Annotated in this window: 8 protein-coding genes; all 8 read left to right on the top strand. The window is 36.8% G+C overall.

The genetic code is table 11. The features are described from left to right. The first annotated feature begins 55 nt into the window (after nt 1–55). The 8 genes from QWY91_RS11165 (at nt 56) to QWY91_RS11130 (ending at nt 14,888) form a co-directional block, all read left to right on the top strand. Nucleotides 56–2,314 (top strand): GH92 family glycosyl hydrolase, encoded by a 2,259-nt coding sequence (locus tag QWY91_RS11165; protein ID WP_290235009.1) that lies wholly within the window; start codon nt 56–58, stop codon nt 2,312–2,314. 9 nt (nt 2,315–2,323) lie between these two features. After that, the gene (locus tag QWY91_RS11160) at nt 2,324–4,210 is read left to right on the top strand and encodes a sodium:solute symporter family protein (protein ID WP_290235008.1); all 1,887 of its coding nucleotides are present in this window, start codon (nt 2,324–2,326) and stop codon (nt 4,208–4,210) included. A 47-nt stretch (nt 4,211–4,257) separates the two neighbouring features. Then, nucleotides 4,258–5,223, top strand: coding sequence for a glycoside hydrolase family 130 protein (locus QWY91_RS11155; protein WP_290235006.1), 966 nt, complete (start codon nt 4,258–4,260; stop codon nt 5,221–5,223). A 1-nt stretch (nt 5,224) separates the two neighbouring features. Continuing rightward, nucleotides 5,225–6,280 (top strand): carbohydrate-binding family 9-like protein, encoded by a 1,056-nt coding sequence (locus QWY91_RS11150; RefSeq protein ID WP_290235003.1) that lies wholly within the window; start codon nt 5,225–5,227, stop codon nt 6,278–6,280. 31 nt (nt 6,281–6,311) lie between these two features. After that, the gene (locus tag QWY91_RS11145) at nt 6,312–7,433 is read left to right on the top strand and encodes a family 10 glycosylhydrolase (RefSeq protein ID WP_290235000.1); all 1,122 of its coding nucleotides are present in this window, start codon (nt 6,312–6,314) and stop codon (nt 7,431–7,433) included. A gap of 581 nt (nt 7,434–8,014) precedes the next feature. Continuing rightward, nucleotides 8,015–10,264 (top strand): GH92 family glycosyl hydrolase, encoded by a 2,250-nt coding sequence (locus tag QWY91_RS11140; protein WP_290234998.1) that lies wholly within the window; start codon nt 8,015–8,017, stop codon nt 10,262–10,264. A 46-nt stretch (nt 10,265–10,310) separates the two neighbouring features. Continuing rightward, the gene (locus QWY91_RS11135) at nt 10,311–12,638 is read left to right on the top strand and encodes a glycoside hydrolase family 20 protein (RefSeq protein ID WP_290234995.1); all 2,328 of its coding nucleotides are present in this window, start codon (nt 10,311–10,313) and stop codon (nt 12,636–12,638) included. 9 nt (nt 12,639–12,647) lie between these two features. Further along, entirely contained in the window at nt 12,648–14,888 is a 2,241-nt protein-coding gene (locus tag QWY91_RS11130) for a GH92 family glycosyl hydrolase (RefSeq protein WP_290234992.1), read from the top strand. Nucleotides 14,889–14,932 lie beyond the last annotated feature (44 nt).

Genomic DNA, 14,932 nt, shown 5'->3' with positions numbered 1-14,932 from the left:
ATATAAATATTTAGCTTACAAGTTGGGGTGACCCAGCTAATAATCCGAAAAATCTATGTTTATGACTACACGATTTTGTGCAATTGCGGCATCATTTTTTCTCTTAATTTCCTGTAAAAAAGAGAGTGATGAAAATCTAAAGGAATCGCCAAAAAATGAAAATTTAACCAGTCATGTAAATCCGTTTATTGGTACCGGTGGTCATGGACATACGTATCCGGGAGTTAGCCGTCCTTTTGGGATGGTGCAATTAAGCCCTGATAATGGTCAAAATGGTTGGGATTGGTGTTCTGGCTATCATTATTCAGATTCGTTAGTGGCTGGTTTTAGTCATTTACATTTATCGGGAACAGGAATTGGCGATCTGGCAGATATTTTATTTATGCCGGTAAATAAGAAAATTGATCTTACTAAAGCTGTAGAAGAGCAAAAAGATATTCCTTATCTCTCCAAATATACTCATGATAATGAAACTGCTAAGCCTGGTTATTACCAACTGTTTTTAGAAGATTACGATGTTAATGTAGAACTTACCTCTACTTTAAGAACTGGTTACCATCAGTATACTTTTGGCGAAGGAGAAAAGCAATCGGTAATTATCGATTTAGGATTTGCTATTAATTGGGATACGCCAACGGAGACTTCTCTTACTATTGAAGATGAAAACACGATAACAGGATACCGCCACAGTACCGGTTGGGCAAAAAATCAAAAGGTGTTTTTCGTAGCAAAATTCTCTAAGCCTATTGTCAATTCTGAATTTTACACAGAAGCCAAACTTTCTGAAGCAACACAAGTTGAAGGCAAGAAAACCTCAGCACAACTCTATTTCTATAAAGAAGACAAGAATCTTCAGGTTGCCGTTGCTTTATCTTCGGTAAGTCTAGAAAATGCCAAAGAAAATTTAGATAGCGATGCGAATTTCAATTTTGAAGAAATTAAAACCGAATCCAATGAAGTTTGGAATTCTGCACTTTCTGATATTGTAGTAGAATCTAAAACCGATTCTTTAAAAGAAATTTTTTATACCGCATTATATCATGCAAGTTTATCACCGGTAACTTTTAGTGATAAAAATGGCGAATTTCGATTACAGAACGATAGTATCTCTAGCGCTGAAGGAACCACATATTCTACACTGTCTTTGTGGGATACTTTTAGAGCTGAAAATCCGCTGCTAACATTTACTAATCCAGATAAAGTTGCAGACATTATTAATTCTATGCTTGCTTATTACGATGAGAGCGGCGCTTTGCCAGTCTGGACACTTTATGGTAATGAAACTAACACCATGACCGGCTACCATTCGGTTCCAGTAATTGTTGAAGCTTTTACAAAAGGAATTAAAGGATTTGATGCTGAAAGAGCCTACGAAGCTGTAAAAACAACTATGATGCAAGATCAACGTAGTTTGAAAGAGCTTAAAGAATTTGGCTACGTTCCTTACAATTTAGGTAACGAGTCGGTTACTAAAACTTTAGAATATGGCTATAACGACTGGTGTGTAGCGCAAATGGCAAAAGCTTTAAATAAGCAGGAAGATTATAAGTATTTCTCGAAAAGAGCCGAATCCTATAAAAAGCTTTTTGATCCTGAAACCGGATTTATGAGAGGGAAATCTTCTGAAGGAAAATGGCATACTCCTTTTGATCCTAAGCATTCGCAACATCGCGTAAATACTGATTATACTGAAGGTAATGCCTGGCAACATAGCTGGTTTGTATTGCATGATGCTGAAGGTTTAATTCAACTTCACGGTGGAGCAGAACCATTTTCTGAAAAATTAGAGCAACTTTTTAATGAAAGTTCAGAAATAACCGGCGAGCATATTTCCAACGATATTTCAGGATTAATTGGTCAATATGCACATGGTAATGAGCCAAGCCATCATATTGCTTATTTATTTAATAAAGCGGGGAAACCCTGGAAGACGCAAGAATATGTTCACGAGATTTTAGAAACGCAATACTCTACAAATCCAGATGGTTTAAGTGGTAACGAAGATGCAGGGCAAATGTCTGCTTGGTATGTTTTCAGTTCTATGGGATTATATCCGTTTAATCCTGCAAGCGCAACTTACGAGATAGGAACACCGGTTTTCGATAAATCGACAATCAATCTTAAAGGAGGAAATCAATTTTTAATCACAGCAAAAAATCTTTCTCCTGAAAATTTCTATATCCAATCGGCTAAATTGAATGGAAAAGAATTCAACAAAACTACACTTTCACACAAACAAATTTTAGCAGGCGGAACCTTAGAATTTGGAATGGGAAGCGAACCGAATAAAAACTGGGGAACAGCCAAAAAATAAATAGAATTAATGCATATAGTAGATGTAATCATAATTATCCTTTATATTTTATTAACCCTTGGCGTTGGTGTTTGGGTATCCAAAAAAGCAAGCAAAGGTTTAGATTCTTATTTTCTAGGGGGTAAAACAATAAAATGGTATTATCTGGGATTAAGTAACGGTTCCGGGATGTTCGATGTTTCGGGGACGGCCTGGATGGTAGGAATTCTTTTTCTCTACGGCGTGAAAAGCTTTATGTTTATGTGGATGTGGCCAATCTGGAATCAGGTTTTCGTAATGATGTTTCTGGCGGTTTGGATACGGAAGTCTAAAGTAATGACGGGGTCGGAGTGGATTCTTACTCGTTTTGGAGACGATAAAGCAGGGCGAGCATCTCATTTAATTGTAGCCATCTTTGCGGTGGTTGCTTCAATAGGTTTTATAGCTTACTTTTTTGAAGGCGCAGGAAAATTTATGACGGTAATCCTTCCGTGGGATATGAGTTTGAATATTGCTGAAATGACCTTGCTTACTTCAGAACAAACATATGCCTTACTCATCATATTTTTTACAACTATTTATACCATAAAAGGCGGAATGTTTTCCGTAGTAACTACTGAAGTTTTACAGTATGTAATCATGGTTATAGCGGGAATTTTAGTAGCCGGTTATACAGTCTATGCATTTAGTGATGTTGAGGTAAATCAGCTAGTTCCTGAAGAATGGAAAAATGTATTCTTCGGAAATGAGCTTACCGGATTTTGGTCGGGAGATTATCAGGAATTTAACCGACTTATCGATACGCAAGGTTATAAAATGTTTGGCGCTTTTATCGGGATGACACTTTTTAAAGGTTTCTTTTCGAGTGTTGCAGGGCCAACGCCCGGTTACGATATGCAACGAATTCTTTCAACCAGAAATGTGAAAGATGCGGCGTATATGAGTGGTTTTACCAATTTGGTATTATTTATTCCACGTTATCTTTTAATCGGTGGGATTGTTTTGATTGGTTTAGTATTTATCGCCCCACAGATGGCAGAAGCAGGAGCTGTTACCGGTAACGATCTTGAAGTTATTTTACCTAAAGTAATCAATAATCATGTTCCGGTAGGTATTAAAGGATTATTGTTAGCCGGATTATTAGCCGCTTTTATGTCGACCTTTTCGGCTTTTGTAAATGCAGGGCCGGCTTATATTGTGAACGATATTTATAAGAAATATTTTAAGCCAAAAGCTTCAGATAGGCATTATGTGAAAGCGAGTCATATTGCTTCTTTTGCAGTAGTTACGCTTGGCGTAATTATGGGCTTTTTTGCAGATTCTATAAATGCTATAACATTGTGGATTACCAGCGCGCTTTATGGTGGTTATGTAGCGGCAAACTTTTTAAAATGGGTTTGGTGGCGATTTAATGGTTGGGGATATTTCTGGGGAATGTTAGCAGGTTTGGTGATTGCGACGCTTCAGTTTTTCTTAGATCAAAATAAAGCGAATTTAGAAGCGGGTACTTTGCTGCATGATCTTTCAGAAATTCCGGTAATCTATTTATTTCCGATCATTTTAGGATTTTCATTACTTGGTTCTTTGTTAGGTACATTCCTCACAAAACCAACAGATATGGCAACGCTGAAATCTTTTTATACCAATGTGCATCCATGGGGTTTTTGGAAGCCGGTAAGAGATTATTATTCCGAAGAAAATATAGAGAAAAACAACGAATTTTGGTTAGATATGTTTAATTGTCTAATTGGTATTATCTGGCAGTCGAGCATGATTTTATTACCAATCTTTTTGGTAGTAAGAGATTACCCGAAAACATGGATGTCTGTTGCGGTATTTATTGCCACAAGCTTAATTTTGAAATTTACCTGGTTAGATAAAGTGAAGCATCTGGAAACAAGTCCAGAAGAAAATTAATGAATAAAGAATAGAATCTCGATTTACGAGTAAAAATAAAGAAGAAGATGAAGAATATACCTTGGCAGGACAAACCTGAAAATTGTAAAGATGTACTTTGGAGACATACCGAAAACCCTATAATCGATCGGTATGCTATCCCAACGTCAAATAGTATTTTTAATAGCGCGGTAGTGCCTTTTGAAGATGGTTTTGCTGGCGTATTTAGATGTGACAACAAAGCGGTGCAAATGAATATTTTTGCCGGTTTTAGTAAAGATGGTATCAATTGGGATATTAATCACGAGCCTATAGAAATGCAGGCCGGTAATACTCAAATGATCGATTCAGATTATAAATACGATCCTCGTGTTACTTTTATCGAAGATCGCTATTGGGTTACCTGGTGTAACGGTTACCATGGCCCTACCATTGGTATCGCGTATACTTTCGATTTCAAAGAATTTTTTCAGTGTGAAAATGCTTTTTTGCCCTTCAACAGAAACGGAGTTTTATTCCCTAACAAAATCAACGGTAAATATGCGATGTTAAGTCGCCCTAGTGATAATGGCCATACGCCATTTGGGGATATTTACATTAGCTACAGTCCAGATATGAAATACTGGGGAGAACACCGTTGCGTAATGAAAGTTGCTCCGTTTGAAAAAAGTGCATGGCAATGCACAAAAATCGGCGCTGGCCCCGTGCCGATTTTAACCGACGAAGGTTGGTTGTTGTTTTATCATGGCGTTATTGCTACCTGTAACGGATTTAGATATTCGGTAGGTGCTGCAATTTTAGATGAAAATGAACCAGATAAAGTAAAATATCGTTCGCAGCCTTATTTATTGGCTCCGGCAGAACTTTACGAAATGACGGGAGATGTGCCAAATGTAGTTTTTCCTTGTGCAGCCTTGCATTCTCATGAAGAAGATAAACTAGCTTTGTATTACGGAGCGGCAGATACCTGCACAGGTGTTGCCTATGGTAAGATAAGCGAAGTTGTAGATTTTGTAAAAAATAATAGTTTGTAAGATGAAATCGATATTAGTCAGTTTTGGATTCTTTTTTTGTTTGAATGCTTTTGCGCAGGAAACACCACGCTCTTATGTGGCGCACAAAACTTCCGAAGAAATTACTATTGATGGTAAAGCTGAAGAAGCTAGCTGGAAAGAAGCAAAATGGACTACCGATTTTATTGATATTGAAGGTGAAAAAGTCCCAAAGTATAAAACCAATGTAAAAATGCTTTGGGACGACCAGTATTTTCATATGTATGCCAAAATAGTAGAACCGCATATCTGGGCAACTTTAAAGCAAAGAGATACTGTGATTTTCTATAATAACGACTTTGAAGTTTTTATAGATCCCGATGGTGATACTCAAAAATACATGGAGTTTGAAGTAAATGCACTTAACACGGTTTGGGATTTAATGCTTTTGGAAACCTATCGCGAAGGCGGTCCGGCGATTGACCATTGGGATATTAACGGTATCAAATCTGCCGTAAATATCGAAGGTACTTTAAATGATGCTTCAGATAAAGACCAATATTGGGAAGTAGAAATTGCCATGCCATGGGATGCTTTAATTGAAGCTAGTAAAAATGGTGAAATTCCGCAGAACGATTTCTGGCGAGTTAATTTCTCTAGGGTTAATTGGGATTACGATTTAAAAGACGGTCATTATTCTAGAAAGAAAGGCGAAAATGGCCAATATCTGCCAGAATATAATTGGGTTTGGTCGCCACAAGGCGTGATCAATATGCACGAGCCGGAACATTGGGGATATGTGTTTTTTAGTGATAAAAAACCTTCAGAATCTATCCAATTTGAAATTGCTAAAGACGAGCATATCCGCTGGAAAATGTATGAATTGTACCGTGCTCAAAAAGATTATTATTCCAAACACAAGAAATGGGCAGATCGTGTAGAGCAACTTCAAAAGCAACCTATTTCAGTATTAAATACAAAGATACATCCAAAAATAGAACTTCATACTTCGGGTTATAATATGATTGTTGAAAGTCCTTTTTCAGAAAAAAAATATCTGATAAAAGAAGATGGAGAATTTTTAGAATTAAAGAATTAAATGGCATTTAAGGCCTTTAAAAATAAATCAAATGAAAATTAAGTTTTTATTCCTTTCCTTAGTTGTAGCATTTTCAAGCATTTCTTGTTTGGATAATATGCAAAGTGCACAAAAAAATACTTCGGAAGAAAAGAAAGATGAAGCAGCTAAAACTTCAGATTTTAAATATTGGACCTGGATTACTGCCGATGAAAAAAGAACCGATGCTTCGTATACTGAAGAGTTCAAAAAATATAAAGAAAACGGATTAGATGCGGTTTTAATTAATACGAATACCGATCCAGATTTACTGGCTCACTTAACACCACTTGCTAAAGCAGAAGGTTTAGAAGTACATGCCTGGATTATGGCTGTTAATCGCCCGGGAGACGAAGTTGCATTGCAGCATCCAGAATGGTATCAGGTAAGCCGAAATGGCGAATCTTGCTACGATACTCGTCCTTATGTAGATTATTATCAGTGGCTTTGCCCAACTAGAGAAGAATCCAGAAACCATATTTTAAGTTTAGTTGAAGGTTTGTCGAAAGTAAAAGATGTAGAAACCGTGCATTTAGATTATATCAGATTCCCTGATATTTTTCTTCCTATAGCGTTATTGCCTAAGTATGATTTGGAACAAACTACAGAAATGCCAGAATACGATTTCTGTTATTGCGATGTTTGTATTTCGAAATTTAAAGAAATGCACCATAAAGATCCTAGAGATACAGACGACCCTCAAATCGATATGGAGTGGAAGCAATTCCGTTTAAATCGAATTAGAGATCTGGTAAATGATGCTTATAAAATTGTTCACGAAAATAGCAAAGAACTAAGTGCTGCAGTTTTTCCTTATCCTGAAATGGCCGATCATATGGTGCGCCAACGATGGGACAAATGGAATATCGACTATGTACTACCAATGATCTACAACAATTTTTATAATGAAGATTTAGATTGGATTGGTTTTGCAACCAAACAAGGCGTTGAAGATTTAAAAGCTAAGAATACGCAATTACATACCGGAATTTATATTCCTGAAATGACTCCTGAAGATATTACTGAAGCCATACATCAGGCAAAAGCAAATGGAGCAAAAGGAGTTTCTTTCTTTGATGGGAATGCTTTTACGAAAGAAAAATTGGAAGCAGTGAAGAAAGCGAGTGAGCAATAGAAGTTAGAGTCTAGATTTTAGAGAATAGAATAGAGAAAAGAGAGACAAGACGCAGGAATCAAAATCTATTATTTTAAATTTTGAATGCTGAATTTTGATTCATTTGAAAAATGGCCTATCAGAAATTGAACGTCAAATTTGAAGCGAAAATCCCGTAAAATTTCAGGCTGTTTGAGACGTAGTCGAGTTTCTGAAATTTAGGGATCGAGCGATAAATTTAGTTCAAGATTTGTAAGCCTAGACTTTTTTGTTTCTTTTTATTGCATCCGACGACCGTAGGAAGAGGAATGCATATGGAAAAAAGAAAGGAAGCTTACTCTATTGTTAGAATTTAAATATGAGATCGCTGCGCTTTGAGAACCGAGAATTGAGAAATTAGACTATATGTTAATTTTGGAAATACGTTAAGTTGATAATCAATTAATTGAATCAAAACAGCCGTCATCCCGGGCTTGATTCGGGATCTCATCACAATTGGCATCTTGAAGTAAAATGTTTGCTAGATTCTTAAATATTGAATGTTGAAACCAGAAAAAAGCTGATGGCTAATTGCTGAAAGCGAACAGCTAAATCCAAAAAAAATGAAATTAAAATTCTTAGGAATCGCTGTTTTAATAATGATTTTTTCCTGTAAGACAGGGGAGGAAACAGAAATTATTACAGACACTCAAGAAAATTTAACGCAGTTTGTAAATCCATTTATCGGCACCGATGGGCCGGGGAATACGTATCCCGGCGCAACTACGCCATACGGAATGGTACAGCTAAGTCCCGATATCGGGATTGGTGGTTGGGATCGTATTGCTGGATATTTTTACCAGGATTCTATTATTAGTGGTTTTTCACATATGCATTTAACGGGAACGGGCGCTGGCGATTTGTACGATATTTTGGTGATGCCAACCAACAGCCGTTTTTCAGAACGTATTGCAGATAACAATTATAAACCTTTTTCTAAATTTAGTCATGAGCAGGAAGAAGCTTCGCCGGGATATTATTCGGTGCAACTTTTAGATTATGATATTAAAGCGGAGCTTACCGCAACGCCAAGAACCGGAATCCAGCGATTCACCTTTCCCAAAGATTCTTTGTCGCAAATTCATGTGGATTTAGGATATGCTTTAAATTGGGATAAAGCAACCGATACGCATATTAAAGTAATAAACGATTCGGTTATCGAAGGCTATCGAAAGTCTACCGGTTGGGCAAAAGATCAGCGAGTGTATTTTGTGATGAAGTTTTCTAAACCTTTTCAGGAGTTCGAAATTCTGGAAGATGATGAGGTTATTTCAGCAAAAGAAATTACTGCGAAAAACACAAAGATTATTCTGAATTACAAAACCACTTCTGAAGAACAAATTATAGTGAAAACCGGCGTGTCTTCAGCAAATATTAAAGGCGCTTATACAAGTTTAGACACTGAAGCTAAAGATTTCAATTTTGATAACTATCGTAAAAATGCAGACGAAATTTGGGAAAGTGAACTTCAGAAAATAAAAATAAAAACTCCGAAAAAAGATCAAAAATCGGTGTTTTATACGATGATGTATCAATCGATGTTGGCGCCTACCTTGCTAAGCGATCCTAACGGAAATTACAAAGGAGCTAACGATAGTATTGAAAATGCAAGCGGATTTAAGCGTTATGATACCTTTTCACTTTGGGATACGTTTAGAGCAGCGCATCCACTTTTTACTATTATTCAGCAGGAAAAAGTCCCTGATTTTATAAAATCGATGTTAGCGCATTATAACGAAACAGGATTGCTTCCGGTTTGGTCGATGCAAGGAAACGAAACTAATATGATGTTGGGATATCACTCGGTTCCCGTAATTGTAGATGCTTATTTTAAAGGTTTTGATTTTGATACTGAATTGGCTTATGAAGCTTGCAAAGCCAGCGCAATGACCAATACGAGAAAAATAGATGTTTTTGCTGAAAAAGGATATGTGCCGGCAGAAGATGAAGAAGGCGATTGGAGTGTTTCTAAAACGCTGGAATATGCATACGACGACTGGTGTATTGCCATGTTTGCAAAAGATTTGGGCAAAGAAGAAGATTATCAATATTTCCTAAAACGTTCAGAAAACTGGAAAAATACTTTCGATACCAAAACTACTTTCTTTAGACCAAAAGACGAAAATGGTGAATTTTTACCTGATTTTCAGAGTAAAGATTATTCCATGTATTACAGTGAAAGTAATGCCTGGCAGTACAACTTTTTTGTGCCACAGGATATTCCAGGTTTGATCGAAAAAACAGGAGGTAAAGAACGTTTTACCCAAAAGTTGGATTCGATGTTTAGCTGGTTTCCAAAGGAAGATGAAAATTTACCCATTTTTAGCACGGGAATGATTGGCCAGTACGCTCATGGTAACGAGCCGAGTCATCATGTTGCATATTTATATGATTATGTAGGCAAAGCTTCGGAAACGCAAAAACTGGTGCGCAAAATTATGACCGAGCAATATAAAAATGAACCTAATGGGCATTGCGGTAATGAAGATTGCGGACAAATGTCGTCTTGGTTTATATTTAGTTCAATGGGGTTTTATCCTGTGAATCCCGCTCAGGGCGTTTACATGTTGGGAGCTCCTTTATTTGAATCGGCTGAAATCAAATTGGCAAATGGAGGAAATTTCAGTATAAAAACGTCCAATTTCGCTGAAGAAAATCAGTTTGTCGCAAAGGTGAAATTAAACGGAAAAGAGTTAGATCGTGCTTATATCACCCATAAAGAAATTATGGCTGGTGGTGAATTATTATTCGAGATGAGCAGTGAACCGGTGAATAAAGTTTTAGAAACGCCGCAGCCGAATACCATTTATTAATGTTCGATAAATCTGGATATCATTTTATTTTCTAAATCAAGATTACATGAAATTGTTTAAAATTTTACTTCTTTTTATAGCGCTTTCAACAATTGGTTGTACTGAAAAGGAAAATCCTTCATTTACAGAAGACGATTTAGTGCTAATTCCGCAGCCAAAATCTTTAAAACTCAATGAGGGGAGTTTTGAAATTACTGAAAGCACTAAAATCATCATTCCGCAGGACAGTTTAGCTTCGGTTTCGTCAATTTTAAATGATCTTTTTAAAAAAGCTGCCGGATTTGAGATGGAAACTTCAGCAAAAGCAGTTTCAGAAAATAGTATTCAGCTAAAAATCAATTCAGAAATCGCTAAAGAAGCTTACGAGCTTAAAGTGACTTCAGAAAATGTGATTTTAGAAGCCAGTTCTAAAATAGGCTTCGTGTATGGATTAGAAACGATTCGACAATTACTTCCTAAGGAAATAGAAAGTGCGTCAAAAACGTCCAATATCGATTGGTATATTCCAAATATTGAAATTAGCGATGCACCGCAGTATTCGTATCGTGGGAATATGTTAGATGTTTCCAGACACTTTTTCGAAAAAGAATATATAAAAAAGCATATCGACCGTCTCGCTTTTTTAAAACTGAATACGTTTCATTTTCATTTAGTAGACGATCAGGGTTGGAGAATTGAAATCAAAAAATATCCAAAATTAACTGAAGTTGGTGGTTTTAGAGTCGATCAGGAAAATAAAAACTGGAATGCCAGAATTAAGAACGATCCAGAGGAAGAAGCTACTTATGGAGGTTTTTATACTCAGGAAGATATTAAAGAGATTGTAGCTTACACGCAGGAAAAAGGAATCCGTGTAATTCCAGAGATCGAAATGCCGGCACACGTAATGAGTGCAATTGCAGCGTACCCATGGTTATCGTGTACAGAAGAACCAATTGCAGTGCCTTCGGGAGGAGTTTGGCCAATTACCAGTATTTATTGTGCCGGTAAAGAATCTACTTTCGATTTTCTGGAAGATGTATTAACCGAGGTGATGCAATTATTTCCCGGAGAATATATTCATGTGGGAGGCGACGAAGCAACCAAAACAAATTGGGAAACCTGTCCTGACTGTCAACGCCGAATTAAAGAAGAAAATCTCGCTGATACCGGAGAGCTGCAAAGCTATTTTATGAAACGTATCGAGAAGTTTTTAAATAAAAATAGCAGAACACTTATTGGTTGGGACGAGATTTTAGAAGGCGGTTTACCAGAAGAAGCTACCGTGATGAGTTGGAGAGGTTTTGAAGGCGGATGGGAGGCCACCGCGGCAGGCCACGATGTGATCATGACGCCTACCAGCCATTTATATTTTGATTATTATCAGGGAAGCCCAGATCACGAGCCGGTAGCTTTTAATGCCTTTTTACCATTGCATCAAGTTTATGAATTTCGACCGGTTTTAGATTCTATGAGTGTCGAGCAGAAAAAACATGTGTTGGGAGGACAAGCGAATTTATGGTCAGAACATGTGGCAACTTCATCACATTCAGAATATATGTTGTTTCCAAGATTGGCAGCTTTAGCAGAAGTGGTTTGGAGTCCTGAAGAAAAATTAAACTGGGAAGATTTTTCAGTGAGAATCCGAAAAATGATGCAGCGTTTTGAGATCATGGATATCAATTATGCAAAAAGCGCTTATGCTATTCAACCAGAATCTGAGATTGATCTTGAAACCGGAGAAATAACAATTCGGTTAAAATCTGAATTCCCAGATACCGAAATTCGATATGCTTTAAACGAGGAGGATTTAACGGCGAATTCAGAATTATATAAAGAAGAAATAATTGTTGGCGACGATACTAATATAAAAGCTGCAGTTTTTAAGGACGGTGAAATTATGGGAGCTACTCTGGATAAAACTTTTGAATTCCATAAAGCAGTAGCAAAACCGGTGACTTACAAATATGAGTATAGTAAAAGTTATGCTTCATCGGGAGAAACGGCATTGGTAAATGTATTAAGAGGTAGTAAATATTTTAAAGACGGTCGTTGGCAGGGATGGATTAATCGTCCAGCAATTGTAACTATCGATTTAGAGCAATCAACAGAAGTAAGTGAAGTGGTTGTTGGAAGTTTAGAAGAGCAGGGCACCGGGATTTATTTTCCGCAGCAATTAAAAGTTGAAATTTCTAAAGACGGAAAGTCTTTTAAAGAAGTAGCTTTGGTAAATCGAAAGTATCAGGCTAATCCAGGCGCGAAAATCGAGAATTTCAAGATGAATTTTGAAACGCAACAAGACATTCAGTTTGTTCGGGTTTCTATAGAACCATTAGCAAAAACTCCGAAGGGAGGCGGCGCCTGGTTGTTTTTAGATGAAATAAAAGTAAAATAAATAGAGTTGATGTTTTCAGTAAAAAATATTTTTTCAGCAGTAATCGTATGTATTAGCGTTCAGATCTCAGCGCAAACTAATTTTGATCCGCTTCCGTACGTAAATCCATTTATAGGAACTTCAAATTACGGCGCAACCAATCCAGGAGCTATTGCACCAAGAGGAATGGCAAGTGTATCGCCTTTTAATGTGGCGGGGAGAATAGATCTGAATCCGCTGGAAAAAGATAGTCAGTGGTTATCGAATCCGTACGTTCATCAAAATCAGTTTTTAACCGGATTTTCTCATGTGAATATGAGCGGAGTCGGCTGTCCCGATCTTGGCGTAATTATTACTATGCCTACCACCGGCGAGCTAAAAACAAACCATATCGATTACGGAACGAAGTATTCTGAAGAAACAGCCGAAGCAGGATATTACTCCGCAAAATTAGATAAGTACAATATAAAGGCTGAAGCTACTGCAAGCACTAGAGCGGGGCTTACACGATATTCATTTCCGGCAGGGAAATCAAACATATTGCTGAATTTAGGTTTAGGCTTAACCAACGAGCAAGGAGCCATGGTTCATGTAATTTCTTCAACAGAAATTGAAGGAATGCGCATGGTTGGGAGTTTCTGTTACAATAATGCGGAAGCTGCTTATCCGGTTTATTTTATAGCAAAATTCTCTAAACCGGCCGATGACTTTGGAGTTTGGAAAACCCCATATAAATACGAAGGTGAAGAAGCACAGTGGATGACGTACAATGGAAAAACCAGGATTAAAGAAGGTTTTACCAGAGAAGTTATTGGTGATAGTATTGGTGCTTATATGACTTACGATTTTAAACAACCAGAACAAGTTGAAGTTAAAATTGGAGTTTCTTACGTAAGTATTGAAAATGCTCGTGAAAACTTAGAGAGAGAAGTTAGCAATGCATCTTTTGAAGAAATTTTAGCGGAAACTAAAAATGCCTGGAAAAAGAAATTGCAGGTAGCTGAAGTGGAAGGCGGAACCAATGATGAGAAAACGATTTTTTATACCGCTTTATATCATACCCAAATCCATCCTAATATTCTGAATGATGTTAACGGTGAATATCCAGAAATTGCCACCGGAAAAATTGGTAAAACTGAAAATACACGATATACCACATTTTCATTGTGGGATACCTATCGAAATTATCATCAGCTTATGAGTTTGCTATATCCTAAAGAACAATTGGATATGGTAAGATCGATGTTAGAAATGTATGACGAAAATGGATGGTTGCCAAAATGGGAATTGAATTCAACCGAAACTTTCACAATGGTAGGCGATCCTGCTGCTGTAGTTTTAGCTGATACTTATTTACGAGGATTAACCGATTTTGATATTGAAAAAGCCTACGAAGCGATGCTAAAAAGTGCTTTAGATACTACTGAAAATCCATTACGACCTGGCTTAAAAGAATATATTGAAAACGGATATATTGGCGTAGATACAGATGTTGAAGGGCCGGTGTCTACTACTCAGGAATATAATATTGCAGATTATGCTATTGCGCAATTAGCTAAAAACTTAGGGAAGAAGAAAGATTATAAAACGTTTTTAAAACGTTCAGAAGGCTATAAAAAGTTATATAATCCCAAGACGGCATTTTTACAACCTAAAAATAGTAATGGCAGTTGGTATAAAGATTTCGATCCTTTAGCAGGTGCTAATTTTGCCAAAAACCCGGGGTATATAGAAGGTAATGCGTGGCAGTATTTATTTATGGTACCGCATGATATCGATGGCTTAAAAAAATTAATGGGCGGAAATGCCCAATTTGAGTCTAAATTGGACGATTTATTTGCCAAAGACCAGTTCGATATGGCTAACGAACCCGACTTTGCTTACGGATATCTTTATAATTTTATATCTGGTAAAGAATATAAAGCTTCGCAGAGAATCCATCAGCTAATCAATAAATACTGGAAAAATACTCCCGGTGGTATTCCAGGGAATGATGATACCGGGACGATGAGCGCATGGATTATATATTCTATGATGGGGATTTACCCTATTACTCCGGCTGAACCTGTTTATACTTTTGTAACTCCAACATTCGATAAAATTACGCTTCATTTAGATCAGGATATATATCCAAACAAAACCTTGATGATTGAAAATAAAAGTGAAGGAAAAGATACCTTCAAATTGAAAATAGACGAAAACTTTGTTAAGAAGCCATTATCAGAATTTCCTATATCAAACTTCCCTAAAAAAATATATTTTAATCAGTAGTTAATCTAAAAAGATTAAGAATAGTCTTTATTTAATTAAATTTT

Origin of the sequence: Zunongwangia endophytica (assembly GCF_030409505.1) — a bacterium.
GTDB lineage: Bacteria > Bacteroidota > Bacteroidia > Flavobacteriales > Flavobacteriaceae > Zunongwangia > Zunongwangia endophytica.
The sequence above is the reverse complement of the archived record's forward strand: the minus strand, read 5'-3'. Positions and strand labels throughout refer to the sequence as shown.